14 protein-coding genes and 1 pseudogene are annotated in these 20,148 nt (G+C 73.2%); 10 read left to right on the top strand and 5 right to left on the bottom strand.

What is annotated here, in order from left to right; all coding sequences use genetic code 11:
- Positions 1–78 precede the first annotated feature (78 nt).
- The 4 genes and pseudogenes from fliD to ACRYR2_RS24195 all read left to right on the top strand — a co-directional run bounded on the left by fliD (position 79) and on the right by ACRYR2_RS24195 (position 3,912).
- Entirely contained in the window at positions 79–1,560 is a 1,482-nt protein-coding gene (gene fliD / locus ACRYR2_RS24180) for a flagellar filament capping protein FliD (RefSeq protein WP_432565489.1), read from the top strand.
- Positions 1,561–1,703: 143 nt separating this feature from the next.
- Positions 1,704–2,123, top strand: a complete 420-nt coding sequence (fliS, locus tag ACRYR2_RS24185; protein WP_432565491.1) for a flagellar export chaperone FliS — start codon at positions 1,704–1,706, stop codon at positions 2,121–2,123.
- 41 nt (positions 2,124–2,164) lie between these two features.
- The gene (locus ACRYR2_RS24190) at positions 2,165–2,476 is read left to right on the top strand and encodes a hypothetical protein (protein WP_432565493.1); all 312 of its coding nucleotides are present in this window, start codon (positions 2,165–2,167) and stop codon (positions 2,474–2,476) included.
- Positions 2,477–2,627: 151 nt separating this feature from the next.
- Positions 2,628–3,912, top strand: a pseudogene (locus ACRYR2_RS24195) (IS3 family transposase).
- Positions 3,913–4,127: 215 nt separating this feature from the next.
- Here the strand turns inward: ACRYR2_RS24195 and ACRYR2_RS24200 are convergent.
- Positions 4,128–6,239: an EAL domain-containing protein gene (locus ACRYR2_RS24200; protein WP_432565495.1), complete on the bottom strand. Its 2,112-nt coding sequence runs from the start codon at positions 6,237–6,239 to the stop codon at positions 4,128–4,130.
- A 181-nt stretch (positions 6,240–6,420) separates the two neighbouring features.
- Between ACRYR2_RS24200 and ACRYR2_RS24205 the strand changes: the two genes are divergently transcribed.
- The 3 genes from ACRYR2_RS24205 to ACRYR2_RS24215 all read left to right on the top strand — a co-directional run bounded on the left by ACRYR2_RS24205 (position 6,421) and on the right by ACRYR2_RS24215 (position 8,881).
- Positions 6,421–6,981, top strand: a complete 561-nt coding sequence (locus ACRYR2_RS24205; protein WP_432565497.1) for a glycosyltransferase family protein — start codon at positions 6,421–6,423, stop codon at positions 6,979–6,981.
- A 110-nt stretch (positions 6,982–7,091) separates the two neighbouring features.
- Positions 7,092–7,649, top strand: a complete 558-nt coding sequence (locus tag ACRYR2_RS24210; protein ID WP_432565499.1) for a Uma2 family endonuclease — start codon at positions 7,092–7,094, stop codon at positions 7,647–7,649.
- A 47-nt stretch (positions 7,650–7,696) separates the two neighbouring features.
- Positions 7,697–8,881, top strand: a complete 1,185-nt coding sequence (locus ACRYR2_RS24215; protein ID WP_432565500.1) for a Fic family protein — start codon at positions 7,697–7,699, stop codon at positions 8,879–8,881.
- 4 nt (positions 8,882–8,885) lie between these two features.
- On the opposite strand, the gene ACRYR2_RS24220 is transcribed toward ACRYR2_RS24215, so the two are convergent.
- A complete protein-coding gene (locus ACRYR2_RS24220) occupies positions 8,886–9,572 on the bottom strand; it encodes a M15 family metallopeptidase (protein ID WP_432565502.1) in 687 nt (228 codons plus the stop codon).
- A 286-nt stretch (positions 9,573–9,858) separates the two neighbouring features.
- Between ACRYR2_RS24220 and ACRYR2_RS24225 the strand changes: the two genes are divergently transcribed.
- On the top strand, positions 9,859–12,858 hold the full coding sequence (locus ACRYR2_RS24225) for an AAA domain-containing protein (RefSeq protein ID WP_432565504.1): 3,000 nt from the start codon (positions 9,859–9,861) through the stop codon (positions 12,856–12,858).
- Here ACRYR2_RS24225 and cydD read toward each other — a convergent pair.
- The 3 genes from cydD to ACRYR2_RS24240 are packed head-to-tail and all read right to left on the bottom strand — an operon-like array spanning position 12,801 to position 18,598.
- Positions 12,801–16,103, bottom strand: a complete 3,303-nt coding sequence (gene cydD, locus ACRYR2_RS24230) for a thiol reductant ABC exporter subunit CydD (RefSeq protein ID WP_432565506.1) — start codon at positions 16,101–16,103, stop codon at positions 12,801–12,803. The genes ACRYR2_RS24225 and cydD overlap by 58 nt on opposite strands.
- Positions 16,100–17,146 carry a cytochrome d ubiquinol oxidase subunit II gene (gene cydB, locus ACRYR2_RS24235; protein ID WP_432565508.1) on the bottom strand — a complete coding sequence of 349 codons (1,047 nt, stop codon included), beginning with the start codon at positions 17,144–17,146 and terminating at the stop codon, positions 16,100–16,102. The genes cydD and cydB overlap by 4 nt, the downstream gene beginning before the upstream one ends.
- A gap of 12 nt (positions 17,147–17,158) precedes the next feature.
- Entirely contained in the window at positions 17,159–18,598 is a 1,440-nt protein-coding gene (locus ACRYR2_RS24240) for a cytochrome ubiquinol oxidase subunit I (protein WP_432565509.1), read from the bottom strand.
- A 109-nt stretch (positions 18,599–18,707) separates the two neighbouring features.
- On the opposite strand from ACRYR2_RS24240, the gene ACRYR2_RS24245 reads away from it, so the two are divergent.
- A complete protein-coding gene (locus tag ACRYR2_RS24245; protein WP_432565511.1) occupies positions 18,708–19,097 on the top strand; it encodes a BlaI/MecI/CopY family transcriptional regulator in 390 nt (129 codons plus the stop codon).
- A 9-nt stretch (positions 19,098–19,106) separates the two neighbouring features.
- Positions 19,107–20,036, top strand: a complete 930-nt coding sequence (locus ACRYR2_RS24250) for a M56 family metallopeptidase (RefSeq protein ID WP_432565513.1) — start codon at positions 19,107–19,109, stop codon at positions 20,034–20,036.
- The last annotated feature ends 112 nt before the right edge of the window (positions 20,037–20,148 follow it).

The raw sequence follows: 20,148 nt of genomic DNA on the forward strand, positions 1-20,148 counted from the left end.
CGGGGAGCACCGCACTGCGGTGCTCCCCGCCTCCTCGTGCTTGTGCACCCATGGAATCGACAGAAGAAGGAGGTCGTGATGTCCACGACCGTCTCGTCGTCGACCGTTGACGGTCTCATCAGCGGCCTCGACACCACCTCCATCATCAGTCAGTTGCTGTCGGTCGACGCCGCGGCTCAAACCAAGCTGCAAGCCAAGGTCACGACCGCCAACGCGAAGGTGGCCGCCTACCAGGCGGTGAACACCAAGCTCGTCGCGGTGCAGACTGCCGCCGACGCGCTGCAGAAGGCCTCGGCCTGGAGCCCGACGACCTCGTCGTCCTCCAGCACTGCAGTGACGGTTGCCGCCAGTGCTTCGGCATCGGCGGGATCGGTCACCTTCACGGTGAACCAGTTGGCCGCCGGCAAGACCGTCGTCACACCACCCATTACCGCCGGCAGCGACGGAAAGATCGATCCGTCGGCCATCGGCGCCCCGATGGACATCGTCCGCAGTGATGGGACGTACGTGACGGTCAACCCCTCGCGGGGAACGCTCAGCGAGATGGTCGACGCCATCAACTCCGCAGCTAACGCCGGCGTCAAGGCCGTCGCACTGCGGGTTGCTGATGGCAGCTACCGACTGCAGATCACCTCAACTGGAACGGGGGTGAGCGCCGGTGACTTCCACATCGTCGACCACGGCAGCCGTGCCACCGGTGATGGCAGCACCACCAAGATCTCGGGTTTCAACTCACTGACCGACGGATCGAAGTTCACCACCGTCACGTCTGCAGTGGACGCGAAGATCACCCTCCCGGGATCCGTCGAAGTGACCTCAGCGAGCAACACGTTCACCGAAATCATGCCCGGCGTCGGAGTGACCGTCACCGCCCCCGCCAGCAGCGTCTCGGTGTCTGTCGTCGCCAATCCCTCGGCCATCGCCGACGCCCTGCAGTCGCTCGTAGACGCTACCAACGCCGCGTTGAGCGCCATCGGCACCCACTCCAAGGCGGGTGTCGTCAGCTCCAGTGGAACGCTGACTGGTGCGGGAGCCCTCAGCGGTGACAACACCCTTCGTGCGCTAAAGTCCGACTTGCTGACCTCCGTGACGGCTGCCCTCGGCGGTACGACGTCGGCGGCGACCTTCGGATTGCAGTCCACCAGCGACGGCCAGCTGAAGTTCGACTCGAGCAAGTTCCTGTCCACCTACGCCGCGGACCCGTCGGGAACGCAGAAGCTCGTCTCCGCGACGGCAGCGGACGCCACCAACCGGACGACCACCGCTGCGGCAACCCCAGGAGTGGTCGAGCGCCTCCGGAAGGTGACCGTGTCGGCCATCGGTGACCTGGTTGCCAACCCCACGACCGCGTCGGGTTCCCTGACGCTGGCCGTGGACGGCCAGGAGTCGACGATCGACGACCTTACGGACCGGATCGCCGAGTGGGACGTGCGTCTGGCAGCGAAGAAAGTGCGCTACCAGAAGTACTACGCCTCGCTGGAAGTGGCGCTGGGCAAACTCCAGAGCCAGTCCACCTGGTTGTCCGGTCAGCTGGCCAGCCTGAGCAACAGCAACAGCTGACCTTGGCAGGACGTGTGAGGGGTCGAACGCGGCAGACGTCGCGCTCGGCCCCTCTTCGCGTTCCAGTTCGTCGCGCGGGTACCTTTGCTGCCAGCCGCGGCTGCCGATGGAATAGGGAATACTCCGCGACGGAAGGACATCGCATGACCACGACTTACGGCTCGCGCACCTCGGCCAATCGCTACCTCGCCGACAGCCTCGCCACCGCGTCGCCCGCCGCCTTGGTCGTCATGCTCTACGACCGCCTCGCCCTCGACCTCCAGCGCGCTGAGGAGGCTCAGCGCCAAGGTGACCGGGAGACGGCGCACCGCAACCTCGTGCACGCCCAGGACATCGTTCACGAACTTCAGATTGGTCTGGACACGAAGACCTGGGACGGAGCCAGCGGCCTCATGGCCCTCTACACCTGGCTTGGCAAGGAACTCGTGGTCGCGAACGTCACCGGTGACGCCGACCGGGTGGCAGCGTGTCGAACCGAGACTGTCGAACCCCTCGCTGACGCTTGGCGGCAGGCCGCGCTGGAGTACTTCAGCGCTTCGCCGGCCGCGAACGGTGTGGCGTGATCGAGGGACCTGAGCACGCGCCGGGGGCCGACGCTGCGTGGGTGGCAGAATGGTCGCGCGCACTGTCCTCAGTCGAGTTGGACGTGCGCGTCGCTGAGCAGTTGCTTGAGCGGCTGCACTCAGCCGAGCCTCCGGTCGAAGACGACATCCGGTTCACCCACTGGACCGATCCTGGGCTCATTGGGCCGATTCCGACGCAATTTGCCGAACGTGCCCGGGCGCTCCTCGCGCGACAGCTTGATGTCAGCGAGCGACTGGCCGAGGCGGTGGTGCACGCGCGGGCAGAACGAAGGGCACTCGCCAAACTAGACCCTGCGGAGCGCCGGCCTGTCTTCGTCGACAAGGCGCTCTGACGGCGTGGGGCGACGCCCCGACCTTCCTCGTCGATGGTCGTGTCGGTATGAGGCCGCATCTTTGTCTGGCGACTCATGGGTAGTCACCGAATCAGTTGCACTGAAGCGTCACGGCTTTGATGCCGCTTCCTGATGAGTCAGGATGACGATCCTGCCCCAGCGGTACCCGGCCGAGGTCAAGGACCGAGCAGTCCGGATGGTCCTCGATCACCAAGGCGACTACCCTCGCTGCGCGCGGCGTGCCTGGCCATCAGCGAACGCCTTGGGGCTCCCGCGCCAGCCTGCAACGCTGGGTCAGCCAGGCGCAGGTCGATGCCGGCGCCAAGCCGGGGTTCAGCAGTACCGAGAACGGGGAGATCAAGGCGCCGAAGGCGGAGAACAAGCGTCTGCGCGATGCCAATGAGATCCTGCGTTCGGCTTTGATTTCTTCGCGCGGGAGCTCGTCCCCCGCGAGCGGGAGGTGCCCCCACCGCGCCAGCGCTGATCGTCGCCTTCGTCGATCAGATGAGGGAACGAGGCTTCGCGGTCGAGTCGATCCGCGCCGTGCTCAGCGAGCAGGGCTGCCAGGTCGCCGCGAGGACCTACCGAGCCTGGAAGCAGGGCCAGTCTCCGGCAGCACGCACGGTCTCCGACGCCCACGTCATCCATGCCCTGCGAGCCACGAACGGTCAGCCGGAGTCACTGTACGGACGTCGCAAGATGGTCGCCTACTTGCGCCGGGCGGACCTGGCCGTGGCGCACTGCACCGTGGGCCGGTTGATGCGGACTGAGGGCATGAACGGCGCACGGCGGGCCAGGAAGGTCCGCACCACCTTCCCCGGCAAGGACGGGGTGCGGGCCGGGGACCTGCTGAACCGGCAGTTCACCGCTCCGGCACCGAACCTCGTCTGGGTCGCCGACTTCACCTACGTCCGGACGTGGGCGGGGTTCGTGTACGTCGCCTTCATCGTCGACGTCTTCGCCCAGCGGATCGTGGGCTGGCACGCGATGACCAGCAAGCACACCGACCTGGTCTTCACCTGTCTGCGGATGGCGACCTGGGGTCGCGAGCATGCCGGGACCCCGGTGGCGCCGGCTTGATCATGCACCCCGATGCTGGGTCGCAGTACACGAGTTTGCGGCTGACCGAGCACCTGGCCATCGAGGGTTTCGCGGCCTCGATCGGTTCGGTCGGTGATGCCTACGACAACGCGCTGATGGAGACGGTGATCGGCCTGTATAAGACCGAGTGCATCCGCCCGGGGCCCTTCCACGCCGGGCCGTTGAAGACGCTGACCGATGTTGAGTACGCCACCGCGACTTGGGTGGAGTGGTGGAACAATGCCCGGCTGCACTCCCGGCTGCACTCCCGGCTGGGCTACCGTTTACCGGCCGAGGCGGAGGCGGCCCACTACGCTGACCTCAGCGACTCCATCCCGGAGCCGTGCCCTACATGAAGACGGCAGAGAAGCCGTGACGCTTCACTTCCCATGGCTTCCAACTCGACGACGAGACCGGTCGTAAGCATGCCTCGGTCGCGTAGCAGATCGGTGCCGCGCCTGGTGCCGAACTCGAAGCCAAGATACCCACCACCAGGGGAGCGCCGCGACCACGACGGTGCCTCAAATCTCTCAGGCTTCGCATCGGTCACGCCCGCGCGCATCAGCATCCCTCACGGCGACGCCAACGCCGCCGGCCGCGCCAAGTGGTACCCCTGCCCCAGCTGCACGCCCAGCTCCCGCAACGCCGCGAGCTCGGACGCCGTCTCGATCCCCTCGGCGATGATCAGCGCCCCGGTGGCCGTCGCGAACGTCACCAACCCCGCCGCGAGCGCCCGTCGCGAGGTGTCGGCGTCGATGCCGCGCACGAGCGAGATGTCGAGCTTGATGAAGTCCGGCAGCACCGCCAGCACGTGCGACAGCGAGGCGTACCCGGCGCCGGTGTCGTCCACCGCGATCCGCAGACCACGGGCACGCAGGGGAGAGAGCATCGACAGCAGGACCGAGTAGTCCGAAACCGCGGCGTGCTCGGTGATCTCGACCACGACGCGGTCCAGCGGCAGGCCCTCCAGCGCCCGGGCGAACGCGGGGGTGGTGATGGTGGAGGGGGAAAGGTTCAGCGCCAGGAAACCCGGCACGTGCGGCAGGCCGTGCACCGCGTTGCGCAGCGCCAGCAGTTCCAGTTCCTCCCCGTGGCCCACCTCGGCGGCGTCGGCGAACCAGCGGTCCGGCGTCGGCGTCCCGGCGGGGAACCGGCTCAGCGCCTCGGCACCGACGGCGATCCCGGACGCGAGATCGACGATGGGTTGGTAGACGACCTGCGGCCCACCCAGCGCCTCCAGGTCGGCCAGCCGGGCCAGCCGCGAGCGTCGCAGCCGGCGGGCGCCGTCCTCCTCCTCGACCAGTTCCATCACGGCGCCGGCGACGGCGTCGAGGACGTCGGCGTCGCGCTCGTGCAGGTCGTGGTCGGCTCCGCGGGAGACGGCGCACAGGGTTCCGTACAGCGAGCCGTTGCGGCGGCGCAGCGGAACCCCGACGTAGGAACCCATGCCGAGCCGGGCGGCGTTGGAGTCGGCGAACTCGCCGACGGTGGTGTCGGGGGCGACGACGGCCTGCCCGGACCGCAGCACCCGCGAGCAGAGCGAACCGTCCAGGGGTGCGCTCATCCCCGGCACCATCGGCACGGGGGTGGGGGAGGCGACGTTGCGGATGAACCGGTGCTCGCCCTCCAGGGTGCTGATGAAGGCGACCTCGGCGCCGAGCTGGCGCCGGGCCAGGTCGAGCATCGCGTCCAGCGCACCACCGCCGACGGGGGAGGCGACCGGAACCACGGGCGAACTCGCCGAGGCGGTCGTGGCCACGTCGGTGCTCAGGGCCTTCTCGGCGGCGGCCCAGGTGGCGGGCAGCGTGGTGGTCCGGGTGCGGGTGGCGTGCCCGGTGCGCACGGACACGCCCTCGGCGGCCAGCGCGGTCCGCAGCCGCTGGGTCAGCGCCCGCGCTCCCTCGGTGCCGGTGCCGGGCAGCAGGACGCCGAACCGGTTGCCGCCGGTGCGGGCCAGCAGGTCGGCGCTGCGCAGCCGGGCGGCCACGGCGGTGGCGGCGCGGTGCAGCAGGGAGTCCCCGGCGGGCAGACCCTGCGCAGCGTTCAGCGCGGCGAGGTCGCTCAGTTCGAGCACCAGGACCGAGACGGGCAGGGCGTGCCGGGCGGCGCGTTCCTCCTCGGCGGTCAGCGCGCTCTGCCACACGGCCAGGGGAACCACGCCGGTGACCTCGTCGGCGACGCGGTTCTGCGCGGCGCGCTCGGCGGCCCGGGAACGTTCGGTGAGTTCGAGTTCGGCGGCCAGCAGCGCGCCGAGCAGGTCGGCCTGCAGCCGGATGCTGTCCAGCAGCCCGGGCAGCTGGGCGCCGTCGCCGGGACCCAGCCCGCACATCGTCGCCAGCAGCCGGCCGTCGGGGGCGGTCAGCGGAACGCTCACGAGGCAGGTCCCCGACAGGTCCTGGCCGTCGGCGAGCGCGGCCAGTGATTCCGGCAGGTGCTGCAGCCCGCGCAGGATCGGGTGGGCGCCCTCCTCCACCACGCGGCGGCAGTAGACGTCGGCCCACGGCAGCGCGTCCCCGGCGCTCAGCCCGAGCAGCGGGTCGACGGTGACGAGCAGGACCTGGTCGGGTCCCTCCACCCGTCCGATCCACCACGTGGGCAGCCCGACGCGCACGGCCAGGTCGGCCAGGGTGCGCTGCGCGGCCGTCAGGAAGTCGACCGCGGCAGCAGCGGTGGTGGGGGGCACGTCTGAAGATCGGCATTCGTCGACCGGCGCTTGAGGAAGCTGCAGAGGACTGCCGTGAATGTCAACGCCGTGTAAAAGACGTGTGACGCGCGAAACGTTCGGGCGGTTCCGTTCGATGCTGTAGTCAGGGGCGTGGACAGGCGCTCCGGCGGGACGACGGCGACGAACGACGGAGACGACCATGACCAGCAACCCCACCACTCGACGAACGACTCTCGCCGCGTGCCTCGTGCTGCAGGGAACCTCGGACACCGCCACCCTCGCGCCGGCCCTCGAGCACGACCTGCGCGGGCTCGTGGACGTCGCCGACGAGGTCGTCGTGTACGACACCGCCGACCACGTCGCCCCGGGCAGTCCCGCGTTCGGCGCCACGCTGCACCCCGCCGTCACCGTCGTGTCCGGGTTCTGGGCCGACGACCGGGAGAAGGCGCAGCAGGCGGCGCTGTCGCACGTCGGGTCCGACTGGGCGCTGTGCGTCCTGGCCGGGGAACGGGTCACCGCCGAGGCCGAGCGCCTGCGCGAACTGCTGGAACGGGCCGGCGACGTCCCGGCGATGTCGGTGCGCGTCGACGACGTCGTGCGCGGCACCCACCGCTCGGCGCGGCTGCTGCACAAGGCGCTGCCCGGGGCCTCCTTCGGTGGGGAACTGGCCGAGGTGCCCAGCGCGCTGCTGACGGTGCGCCAGCCGGTGGGGACCACGGCGAGTGTTCCGTTGCAGCGCGGGGTCTTCGACCGGGTGTGAACCCGGGAGGCGAGCTCGGGGGAGCGCGGCGGGGCCGGGTGTGGTGCGCGGCCCCGCCGACGGCGGCCTGGCGCGGGTAGGCTGACGCCGACCCGGAGGAGGTGGTCCGCATGACCGAGCAGACGACGACGCTGCCCTTCAGTGCGGGGCGGTCCATCAGCTGGGAGGAGTACGAGAGCCTGCCGGAGGATCCGCGTGCCGAGTACATCGACGGTCGACTGGTCGTGAGCCCCAGCCCGACGCGCCAGCACCAGAAGATCGCGATGCGGCTGTCGGCCGCGCTCGAGGCGGTGCTCCCGCCGACCCACGACGCGATCGCCGCCTGGGCCTGGAAAGCGGCGCGGGACGAGTTCATCCCCGACGTCATGGTCTACGACCGGGCGACCGCCCAGGCCGGCTCCGATGCCCGCTTCACCGGAGTTCCTGAACTCGTCGTGGAGGTCCTGTCCACCAACCGGGGCGACGACCTGCTGCGGAAGATGGCCAAGTACGCCGCGGCCGGTCTGCCGCGGTACTGGATCGTCGACCCACGCGCGGGGACCCTGACCACCTACGCGGTCATCGAGGACGTCTTCGCCCCGACGGCCGTGCACGGCCGGGGTGAGGTCGTCGACCTCGACCTGGGCGTCGCCGCCGTCTGCGTGGACGTGGACGCGTTGCTGGCCTGAGCCCGCTCGGCAACGGATGTTCCATGATCCGTTGCTAACGTGAGGTCGTGGCAACGGATGACTGGCCCGCGCTGACGTGGGAACCCCGGCCGTGGCGGTCCGCCATCCCGCCCGAGCTCGTGTCCCGGGCCGTCCGCGAGGCCCACGTCGGGGACTACCGCGCCGCCGTCGTGCCCCGGGTCGCCGACCTGCAGCCGCGACTCCCGCTGGGGGTGCTCGCCGAGGCCGAGGCGGCGGCGGCACTCCTCGCCCGGTTCGACGCCGAGAGCGCCGGCTCCCCGGTGCCCTTCTCGGCCCTGCTGCTGCGCTCGGAGTCGGCCTCGAGCTCGCAGATCGAGAACATCACCTCGGGCGCCCGGGCCCTGGCGGTGGCCGCGCTGGACGCGGAGTCGGCCACCCGCAACGCGGAACTGGTCCTCGGCAACGTCCGGGCGATGGAGTCGGCGGTCCGGCTCGGGGGGATCGACCTCGACTCCGTCCTGGGCATGCACCGTGAACTGCTGGAGTCCGCTCCCGACCACGCCGGCAGGTGGCGGCAGGAGCAGGTCTGGGTCGGCGGCAGCGGCTACGGCCCCCACCAGGCCGAATTCGTTCCGCCGCACCACGAACGGGTTCCGGCCGCGATGGCCGACCTCATCGCGTTCGCGGCGCGGGACGACGTGCCCGTGCTCGTCCACGCCGCCCTCGTCCACGCCCAGTTCGAGACCGTCCACCCCTTCGTCGACGGCAACGGCCGCACCGGCCGGGCCATCGTCCACGTCCTGCTGCGCCGGCGGGGGCTGGTCGAGAACACCGTCGTCCCGGTGTCGGCCGGCCTCCTGCACGACACCGACGGGTACGTCGCAGCCCTCACCGCCTACCGGGCCGGCGAGCCCGAACCGATCGTCCGCCGGTTCGTGGACGCGGCCGGCCGTGCCGTGCGGCACGGCCGCGAGCTCGTCGCCGACCTCGCCGACGTGCGACGACGCTGGGAGGGCGTCGTCCAGGCCCGGCGGGGAGCCTCGGCCTGGGCGCTGGCCGACCTGCTCTTCCGGCAGCCGGTCGTGGACGTGAACTCCGTGGCCCGCGACCTGGGCGTCTCGACGGTCAACGCCGCCCGGGCGCTGGCGACCCTGACCGAGGCGGGGGTTCTCGTCGAGTTCAGCGGCCGCCGGCGCAGTCGCCGGTGGCAGGCCCCGGAGATCATCAGCGCGCTGGACGAGTTCGGCCGGCGCGCCGGCCGGCGGAACTGACTCCTCAGTCCCCCGAGACCGAGAAGTGCTGGTAGTCCTTCAGGGAGTTCCAGTCCCCGCCCCAGGAGAACCCGTGCTCGGCGAACGCCTGCACCACAGCGTCTCCGGCCAGGACCACACCCGGTGCGGGCTTCCGGTCCACGAACGCGCGGCCCGCCTCGGGCAGCACCGTGGAACCCTTCACGTACGGGTTCTCGACCGGGTTCAGGTCGATCGCGGTGCCGTAGGAGTGCTCGGAGAAACCCGTCCCGCCCGTCGTGGCGCGGCAGTTGAACGCCGAGGTGTTGTCGGCGGCCATCGAGGCGTCGTCGGAGCCGCCGTAGGCCTCGACCGGCGTCATCCGCGCGATCGGGTAGCGCAGGGCGTGGAGGCGTTCGAAGATCGCCACCACCCCGGCGGCGACGTCGGCGTGCACGACGATCTGCCCGAAGGCGGGGCGTCCGGCGAAGTCGACGGTCGAGACCGTCAGCAGCCGCAGCTGCTCCGGGCCGACGGGGCACCCCGGCCGCCACGACGCCGACAGGTCGGCCGCGGTCACGGGCTCGATCGTGGAGGAGAACGGGGGCACGAACGGGGTGGCCACCGCGCGGGCACCCCGAGGGACGTGCACGTCGGCGGCAGCGACGGGCGTCGCCGCGGCGAGCGGCAGGAGCGTGAGCAACGCCAGGACGGCGGACCGTGTGCGACCCATTACCGCACGTTAGCCGTTGTGGGGCCCGGAGGGGTGAGTGGCGCGCGGGGCGTGGCAGGCTCACGCGCAGAGTCGGCAGGACGGGGGAGACGGGTCGATGGCGTACCGGAGGCTGGCCGGGCTGCGGTGGGCCGCCCCCTGTGCCGAGTGCGGCACGGTGCAGGCCGCGGGGACACCGGCCGACTGGGATCCGCAGTCGCACGACGTCCGTTGCCTCGGCTGTGCGACGGCGGCCGTTGCCCCGACCGGGCAGGCCCAGCGAGCCCGACCCGAAGCACCCGCCCCCGTGCCTGCCCCCGAGTCCGTGGCCGCGCCCGCCGCGAACACGGCGCGGTCCCCGTGGCAGCAGCTCGTCGACTACCACCTGGCCGGAGTCCGGCGCGAGTCGCTCGGCCCGTGTCCTCCGCTGTCGCAGCGACAGCGGTGGGCGGTGGTCCCGCTGACCGCCGAGACCGTCGTCACGCGCGGCGGGAGCGACGTCGACCTGGGTGAGGGCGGGCGGGCGCTGTCGACCTCCGCCGCCGGTTCCGGTGCGGGGCCGGGCGAGGACGTCCTGACGTACGGCTGGCCCCTGCTCGTCCTGGACGACCACGGCACCGCACGCGTCGTCCCCCTGTTCAGCGTCGAGCTGTCGATCGACGACCACGGCCGCGCACGCCCGGTGACGACCCCCGACCTGGAGGGCGCGCTGCTCGACGACCGGCTCGTGCCCGCGGACGTCGCCGCCGCCCTGCGCAGCCGGCTGCCGCAGCTGCCGGCTCCTGGAGACGTCGACGGCTGGCGCGCAGCCTGTGCCGAGGCGATGGACGTCCTGCGCGTGGACCGGACCGGGACGCCCCCCGACCCCGATGCTCCCGGGCGGGACGTGCCGCGCCGGGGAACCCTGCCGGCCGTCCACGACGCCGCGGTCGTCATCGCCCGTGAGGTCTCCGCGGCCAACCGCGCCCTGCTGACCGAGCTGCGCGAACTGCGCACCCGCACCGACGCCGAGCGCACCGCGGCCCGGTGGCTGATCACCGACGACCCGAGCGACGACCAGCGACCCGCCTCCCCGCAGCTACCACCCCTCATGCTGGACACGTTGCGCCTCAACGGATCGCAGGAACAGGCGGTGCGCGACGCCCTCGAGTCCCCGCTCACGGTCGTCACCGGCCCACCCGGCACGGGCAAGTCGCAGTTCGTCGCCGCGCTGGTCGTCAACGAACGCGTGCGCGGGAACTCCGTCCTCGTCGCCTCCACGAACAACGGGGCGGTGGACGTCGCGGTGCGGCGGTGCCGGTCCATCGACCCGGCGCTGCTGGTGCGGACCGGAAACCGCGACTTCCGCGAGGCGCTGCCGGACCTCGTCCAGGAGATCCGCCGGACGCCCCGTCCCGCGGCGCCCTCACCGGCCGTCATCGAGCGGTCGGTGCGCTCGGCCGCCGAGGTGCGGCGGGACGTCCTGGAGGAGCTGAGCCGCCGGACCCGCACCGAGGCCGAACTGGCGCGCGTCGTCGTCGACCAGCGCGTCACCGAGCGGCAACTGTGGAGCCGGCGGCCGGAGCGGACGAGCGCGCCGCCTCGCTGGGTCCGCCGGGCGGCCCGGTGGTTCCCGGGGGAGGACACGGGCTGGTGGACGCGGCGTTCCCACCGGCGCCGCGGGCAGCGTCTGCTGGCCGCGGCAGCCGTGGACCGCGCCACGGCGACGGCCGAGTCGGTCGCCGCCTGGGCGCGCCTGGAACTGCAGCGCACGGCGTTGACGGAAGCGCTGGCCCAACTGCCCCCGGCCGACGCCGAGTCCGAGACGGCCCGGCTGCTGGAGGTGGACCGGGCCTGGGGTGAGGCGGGCGCGCAGGCGGTCTCCGACGCGGTCAGCCGCGCCCTGGCCACCCACGGGGAGGCCGTCGCCCAGGTGGCCACCCTGCGCCGCGGGGGCACCGAGGCCCGCCGTCGGGCGCTGACCGCCGCTCGCGCCGCGCTGCGGGGATGGGGCTGCACCGCGCTGTCGGTGGCGCCGAACTTCCCGCTGGAGGCCGCCGGTTTCGACGTCCTCGTCGTCGACGAGGCCAGCCAGTGCACCCTGGCCGCCGTCCTGCCGCTGGCCTACCGGGCGCGGCGGATCGTCGTGGTGGGGGACCCGAACCAGCTGACCCCCGTCGTGACGTTGCGCCGGCCCGCCCTGGAGCGCGTCGCCGCGCGGGTGGGATGGACCGACGAGGAGACCCGGCGCCGTCACGTGTCCTACGGCGCGGACTCGACGTTCACCGCCTACGCCGCCCGCGCGCACGGCCGCGAGCACTTCCTGGCCGAGCACTACCGCTGCCACCCGGCCATCGCCGCCTACGTCAACGAGCAGTTCTACAGCGGCCGGCTGGAGGTGCTCACCGACGTCAGCGCCGCCGTCGAGGACGACCTGCCCCGCGGGCTGGACGTCCTGGACGTCGCCGGTGGCGCCCGGCGGGCGGTGGGCGGCAGCTGGGTCAACGAGGCGCAGGCGCAGGCGGTCGTGCAGTGGATCCGTGACCACCGCGACGACCCGGGAACCTTGGCCGTCGTCACCCCGTTCGCCGCGCAGGCCGAGCGGATCGAGACGCTGCTGGAGCAGGAGATGGGCGAGGCGTGGTGCACCGCGCACGACGTCGTCGCGGGCGCCGCCCACCGGCTGCAGGGCGACCAGCGAGACGTCGTCCTGTTCTCCACCGTCCTCAGCGCCGACACCGACCCCGCAACGGTGGCCTGGGTGGAGCAGAACCGGCACCTGGTGAACGTCGCGGTCTCGCGTGCGGTGCGCCGGCTCGTCGTCGTGGGTGGCTGCGCCGACCTGCGCGTACTGCCTGTGCCGACGCTGCACGCCCTCCTCGACGCCGTCGGGCGGAACTCCTCCCGCCAGCAGGCGCCCCCGGTCGCGCTGACCCGCGAGGACCTGCGCGAGGACCACCTCCTGCACTCCGAGGCCGAGCGCGACCTGTTCGCCGCGCTGCTGGCCCGATCCGTCGCCCCGCAACGCAAGCGTCTCGTCGAGGGGTACGAACTGGACTTCGCCGTCGTGCGCGAGGGGCTGCTCCTGGACGTCGAGGTCGACGGCGTCCACCACGTCGACGCCGACGGCCGGCGTCGCCGGACGGACCTGGCCCGGGACGAGGTGCTGCGCCAGCTGGGCTGGACGGTGCTCCGGTTCCCCGCGTGGCGGGTCCTGGACGACGCCGACGCGGTGGCCGCCGAGATCGCGGCGCGGCTGGGGGCGGCGCCTCAGACCGAGCGGGACAGCACCGGACCCGGCACGAGCCCACCCTCCACGAGGTCGTAGACCCGGTCCGCCCGGTCGACCCCTTCGTCCCGGTGCGCGAGCAGCAGCACCGCCTGGTCCCCGCGCGCGGCCAGGAGGTCGGTCACCAGCTGCTGACCGGTCCGCGCGTCCAGCCCCTCCGAGGGCTCGTCCAGCACCAGCACCCGCACGTCGGCCAGCAGCGCCCGGGCCATCGCCAGCCGCCGGCGCTCGCCGCCGGACATGGGTTCCCCGCCGTCGCCGAGCCGGGAGTCCAGCCCGTGCGGCAGGGCCGCGAACCAGTCGTCGAGCCGGACGCGGTGCAGCACGGCGCGCAGTGCCTCGTCGGACGAGCCCGGAGCGGCCAGCAGCAGGTTCTCCCGCAGCGAGGTCGCGAAGACGTGCTCGTCGTCGCCGACGCGGCCCACAACGCTGCGCACGTCGTCACCGGCCAGGTCCTGCAGGCGCACCCCGCCGAGCAGGACCTCGCCGGAGACGGGGTCGAGGAAGCGTTGCAGCAGGGCGGCCAGCGTCGACTTGCCCGATCCCGACGGCCCGCGCACGGCGACGACGTCCCCGGCGTGCAGTTCCAGGTCCAGGCCGCGCAGGCACGGCTCGCCCCAGCCGGCGACGACGTCGCGCAGCACCAGGGACGACCCCGCGGGAAGCGGGTGCGGCGCAACCGGTTCGACAGCTGCGACAGGCGTGGCGAGGAGTTCGTCGGCGCGGGCCCGTGCACGGCGGGCGCGCTCGCGCGCGCGGGCGGCGTCGGGCAGGCCGCGGGTGGCGTCGGCGACGCTGACGCCGGCCAGGACGGCCGCGGCGACCCAGGCGAGGTTCCCGTCGGCGGACGTGGAGGCCTGGGCCAGTCCCAGGACGACCAGCCCCGTGCCCGCGGCCGCCAGCGCGGCGGTGGCACCGGCCGCCCCCGCCCGGCGCCGCTCGGCCGCGGCCAGCGCGGACTGCCTGCGCCGCAGGGTGTCCATCGGGTGCACGGCGCGCAGGGTCTGCAGGTCCTCGACGGCGTCGAGGGTCTCGACGGTGGCGCTGGCCAGGGCCCCGAGGTCCTCGCGGTGGGCGGCCTCGCGGCGTTCGGCCCGGCCCGCCACGGCCGGCGCGACCAGCACGGCCAGGACCAGACCGGGCACGGCGGCCAGCGCCAGCAGCGGGTCCAGGCTGGCGGCCACCGCCAGGGCGAGCAGGACGGCGACGACGGTGACGGTCACGGGGTGGCGGTGGCGCAGCAGGCCGTCGACGCGGGCGTCGACGTCGTCGGCGAGCTGGACCAGCAGCTCCCCGGAACGGCCCGACCGCTTGCGGGACAACGGGCCGGGCAGCCGGGGGATGAGCGCGGCGACGACGTCGGAGCGCCAGCGGGCCAGCCGGGAGAACGCGACGTCGTGCGAGAGCAGGCGCTCGGCGTAGACCAGCAGCGGCCGGGCGGTCGCACTCGCGCGCACGACGACGGCGGCCACCGACAGCGTCAGCACCGGCGGGCGGTCGGCGGCGGTGACCAGCAGCCAGGTCGCGGCCGCGGTCAGCGTCGTGGCCGCCAGGACCGCGACGACGCCGGTGAGGACGGCGAGCGCGCCGGTCCAGCGACCCCGGACCCGCGCGGAAACAACAGTCTCCGTCGCCCGAACGGCCCTCGCAGCGACGGAGACTGTTGTTTCCGCGGGGGCCAGGGACGGCGACGAGGCGGGCCGGGTGAGCGTGGTGGTGCGGTCGGCGGCCGCCAGCAGGGCGGGACGGTGCGCCACGACCAGGACGGCGCAACGCATCTCGTGCGCCACGGCGCGCAACGTCCGCACCACCACGCGCTCGCCGGCCGGGTCCAGGTGGGCGGTCGGCTCGTCCAGCACCAGGGTGCGCGCTCCGAGCCGGACGGCCAGGAACGTGCGGGCCAGCGCGACCCGCTGGCGCTGCCCGGCCGACAGTCCCGCGGCGTGCTCACCCAGCGGCGTGGCCGGGTCCAGGTCGGCTGCGGCGGCGGCGCTCAGCGCCCAGGCCAGCAGCTCCTCGGAGGCCTCGCGGCCGGCGCGGACGGCCTCGGCGATCGTCGTGGCGTGCGGGAACTGCGGCCGCTGCGGCAGGTGGGCGACCTCGGCGGTCCGGTGCTCGACGCTGCCCGCGGACGGGACGAGGACGCCGGCGGCGACGCGGGCGGCGGTGGTCTTGCCGGCCCCGCTGGGACCGGCCAGGGCGTGCAGTTCGCCGGGGGCGACGTCGAGGTCGAAACCTTCCAGGACGGCGGTTCCGTCCGGGCGCCGCACCTCGATGCCGCGCATCCGCAGCCCGTCGGCGGGCCCGGCGCCGACCGTCGGCACCGGGGCGGTGAGGACCTCGTCGACGTCGTCGACAACCGAGGCCGCGTCCGCGGAGTCGTGGAAGCGGGCGCCGACCTCGCGCAGCGGCCGGTAGGCCTCCGGGGCCAGCAGGATCACCAGCAGTGCGGTGTGCAGGTCCAGGGTGCCGCCGGCCAGCCGCATGCCGGCGGTCACGGCGACCAGGCCGACCGACAGCGTCCCGACCAGGTCCAGGGCGGTGGAGGACAGGAACGCCACCCGCAGCACCGACATCGTGGCGCGGCGGTGGGCGTCGGTGATGGCGGCGACGGTGCCGACCTGGCGCTGGGCGCGGCGGTGCGCGCGCAGGGTCGGCAGCCCGCGGACGGTGTCCAGGAAGTGGGCGGCCAGGGTGCGCTGGGTGCGCCACTGGCGGTCGGCGCGGGCCTGGGTGGCCTTGCCGAGCAGGATCGCGAAGATCGGGACGAGCGGCAGCGTCACGGCGACGGTGATCGCCGACTCCAGGTCGGCGAAGGCCAGCAGCACCAGCACCGCCGGCGGCAGCAGCACCCCCGGCACCAGGGCGGGCACGTAGCGGGTGAACCAGCCGTCCAGCGACGGCAGCCCCTGGGTCAGGACCGCCGAGAGCCGGGCCCGGCCGAACCGCTCGACCCAGGCCGGGCCCAGCTGCAGGGCGCGGGCCACGACCCGGGTGCGCAGGTCGTCGCGCACCGCCGTGGCCGTGCGCTGCGCGAGCCGGGCTGCGGCCCAGCCGGTTCCGACGCGGCCCAGGACCGTGGCGGCCAGCAGCCACAACCCGCTCGCCGCGCCGGACCCGCGCCACAGCGCGACGACCAGGTCGGCCAGGGCGATGGCCTGGCCGACCAGCAGGGCGGCCGAGACGACCTCCACCGCCGCGATGGCGGCGATCCCGGCGCGCGCGGGGCGGGCGTGCCGCAGCAGGCGGGGGTCGACGGGCCCCTTGGGGCGTTCTGAACTCACCGGGCGGCCACACGGGCCGCGCGGCGGGCCGTCGCGCTGGGGGAGAAGCCGGTGTGCACCCGCTTGCGGAACACCCAGTACGACCACGCCTGGTAGGCGACGACGCCGGGCAGGATGACCAGGCCCGCGACGGTGATGAGGTGCAGGGCGCCCTCGGAGGCGGCGGCCGCGCGCAGGGTGACGTCCCCGGCCGGGCTGAGCGTGCTGCGCAGCAGCACCCACGAGGTGTCGGTCATCCCGGCGGTCAACACCGCCACGACGCTACCGGCCACCGCGACGGTCGTCGCCGCGAAGGCCAGCACCTCGGCCCGTCGCCAGGCCGCCAGCGCGGCCAGGGCCAGCAGGGCGGCGGCAGCGGCGACGGCGGCGTGCCCGGCGGCGATGAACAGCGCCAGGGCGATGACCACCAGCGCCGGGGCGGTGGCCACGGTCAGCCGGCGGGCGCGCTCGCGCAGGACGCCGGTGGTGCGCAGCGACAGGAACGTCGCCCCGTGCACCGTCGTCAGCAGGACGCCGGCGAAGCCGCCGAGCACGGCCCAGGGGCCGACGAGCGGTTCCAGCGAACGACCCAGCCCGCCCCATCCGCCGTCACCGTGGACCTCGCCGTCGGCCGACAGGGCCAGACCGGTGACCAGGGCGCCGAGGACCGCGCCCCAGGTCGCGGCCAGCAGCAGCGAGGAGGTGGCCAGGAACACGTCGCAGCGGGCGCGCCAGGTGGTGCTGTCGTGCTTGCCGCGGAACTCGATGGCGATGCCGCGCACCGCCAGCAGCAGGAGCAGAACGATCATCGGCAGGTACAGACCCGACAGCAGGGCGGCGTACCAGTCGGGGAAGGCGGCGAAGGTGACGCCGATCGCGGCGACCAGCCACACCTCGTTGCCGTCCCAGACCGGGCCGACGGTGCGCACCGCGGCGCCGCGCTCGGCGTCGGTGCGGCCCAGCAGCGGCCCGAGGAAGCCGACGCCGAAGTCGAAACCCTCCAGGACGAAGAACAGCACCCAGGCCAGGACGGTGACGCCGAACCAGAAGACGGGAAGATCCATGACCGCAGCTCCTCAGTAGCTCGGGGCGTACTCGTCGTCGGGGGTGTCCTCGCGCTGCGGGACGGGCAGGTCGGGCAACCCCTTGCGCACCAGGCGGACTGCGAGCTTGACCCAGACGTAGGCCAGGGCGCCGTAGACGAGGGTGAAGGCGACCAGGCTGGCGGTGACCTCGGCGAAGGACAGGCCGGGGGAGACGCCGTCGGCGGTCTTGAACAACCCGAACACCAGCCAGGGCTGGCGGGCGGTCTCGGTGAAGATCCAGCCGAAGGAGTTCGCGGCCAGCGGCAGCAGCGGCAGCACGCCGACCGACCACAGCAGGCCCTGCGACAGGCGCGGGTCGATCTTCAGCGTCTTGGACCCGCGCGTCACCCACAGGTGGACCAGGGCGATGAAGGCGGCGAACATCCCCACGCCGATCATCAGCCGGAAGCTCCAGAACGCCACCGGGATCCAGGGGACGTAGTCGCCGGCGCCGAACTGGGCGGCGTAGGAGTCCTGCAGGTCCTTCAGGCCCAGCACCTCGGCCGTGAAGGACCCCTTGGCCAGGAAGGACAGGAACCCGGGGACCTCGATGGAGAACGTCGGGTCGTCGCTGCCCAGGGGGGCGTAGGAGAAGATCGAGAACGGTGCGCTGGTCGTCGTGCGGTACAGCGCCTCGGCCGCGGCCATCTTCATGGGCTGCACCTCGGTGATGACCTTGCCGAGCAGGTCACCGCTGACCGCCACGAGCGCGCCGCCGGCCAGGGTGAACCAGGCGCCGAAGCGGCTCAGCGTGCGGAAGGCGGCGAACTCGGCGGTGTCCTCGGCGTACTGCCGGCGCAGCAGGTGCCACACGCCGACGGCCATGACCAGGGCCCCGCCGGCCATGACGGCGCCGGCGTAGGTGTGCGGGAAGGCCGCGAGGTTGACCTCGTTGAGCAGCAGCTCGGAGAAGCTGCCGAGCTCGGCCCGGCCGGTGGTCTCGTCGATCGTGTACGCGACGGGGTTCTGCATGAAGGAGTTGGCGGCCAGGATGACGAAGGCGCTGATCGCGGTGCCGAGGGCGACGATCCAGATGGTCGCCAGGTGCACCAGCGCCGGCAGCCGGTCGCGGCCGAACCACCACAGCCCCAGGAAGGTGGCCTCCAGGAAGAAGGCGAGCATGCCCTCCACGGCCAGGGTGGGACCGAAGACGTCGCCGTAGAAGCGGGCGAAGGAGCTCCAGGACAGCCCGAACTGGAACTCCTGGACCAGGCCGGTGACCACGCCGACGGCGAAGGTCGTCATGAGCAGCTTGCCGACCAGCAGCGAGAGCCGGCCGTACCGGTCGTCGCCCGTGCGGGCGTGGTGGCGCAGGTGGGCGGTCTGCAGGATCGCGGTGAACAGCGCCAGGCTGATCGACAGCGGCACGAACAGGTAGTGGTAGAGCGTCGTCACGGCGAACTGCAGGCGGGTCAGCGCCTCGATGTCCACGGCTTCTCCTGGTTCCTACGACGGCGTGTCGTACTACGACCAACTGTAGTACTTCCGTCGGTAGTACGACGGCTCGCGTTCACCGGTGTGGTTGACGTAACATCCCGGCGTGGCCCTGGGAGAACTCGAACGCGATGTGATGGACCGGCTGTGGGCAGCCGGGACCTCCTTGACCGTCCGCGAGGTCCACGAGCAGCTCGCCGAGCACCGCAAGATCGCCTACACGACCGTCATGACGGTCCTGGACCGCCTGGCCAAGAAGCACGTCGTGCGCCAGGAACGCGAAGGCCGCGCCTTCCGCTACTCCCCGGCCGCCAGCCGCGAGCAGATGGTCGCCGAGCTCATGCTCGACGCCCTCGGGGGAGTGCCCACCGTCGACGACCGCCAGGCCGCCCTCGTCCACTTCATCGGCGGCGTCTCGCCCGCCGAGGCCGCCGCCCTGCGCGAGGCGCTGGACGCCATGACGACCCAGCGTGGAGACACGACGGCGACCTCGTAGGTTCGACGCGTGACAGCCGTCTGGTTCGCAGCACTGGCGCTGCTCCTGGCGGGGCCCGTGCCGGCGCTGCTGGCGCGCGCCCGCTGGACCTGGCAGGTGCCCCGCGCCGCCCTCGTCCTGTGGCAGGCCATCGCCCTGGCCGCCGTGCTGTCCACCCTCGGCGCCGGACTGGCCTCGCTGTCGCTGCTGTTCACCGAGGAACCCGGCTTCCCCTTCCTCGAACGCCACGGCCCCGTCCAGACGACCCTCATCGGCCTGGGCTCCACCCTCGTGGCCATCGTCACCGTCCGGTTCTGGATCGTCGCCACCCTCGTCGGCATCCGCACCCGCCGCCGCCGGGGCCGCCACCGCGACATGGTGGACCTGCTGCACCGCAAGGAATCCACCTCCGAGGTCGACGCCGCCCTGCTGTCCGAGACCGGCGTGCGGGTGCTCACCGGCCCCGGCCGCGTCGCCTACTGCGTACCCGGCGTCCGCTCCCGCGTCGTCGTCTCCGACGCCATGCTCAACTCCCTGACCCCCGAGGAGGTGCGCGCGGTCCTGGCCCACGAACGGGCCCACCTGCGCGCCCGGCACGACCTCGTCCTGGAGGGGTTCACCGCCCTGCACGCCGCGTTCCCGCGGTTCGTCTCCAGCCAGGCCGCCCTCGACTCCGTCCGGCTGCTGGTCGAGATGCTCGCCGACGACACCGCCCGCCGCCGGACCGGCTCGCTGCCGCTGGCCCGGGCGCTCGTGGCGCTCGCCGGTCAACCCGACGGGCAGTCCGAGATGCCCGTGGGCTCGGCCGCGCTGGCCCGGGTGCGCCGGCTGGCCGCCCAACCCGCGGCCAAGGGGCTGTCGGTCGCCACCTACGCCGCCGCGGCCGTCGTGCTCGGCGGGCCGACGCTGGCCGTGGCCGTGCCGTGGCTGCAGGCCAGCTACCGGGCGCTCGCGGGCTGATGCGCCGAACGGCCCCGGGGGGGGGGGGGGGGGGGGGGGGGGGGGGGGGGGGGGGGGGGGGGGGGGGGGGGGGGGGGGGGGGGGGGGGGGCCGCCCGCTCCCCCCGCCCCCC

It is taken from the genome of Kineococcus deserti (genome assembly GCF_050871945.1).
In the GTDB taxonomy this organism is placed as follows: Bacteria; Actinomycetota; Actinomycetes; order Actinomycetales; family Kineococcaceae; genus Kineococcus.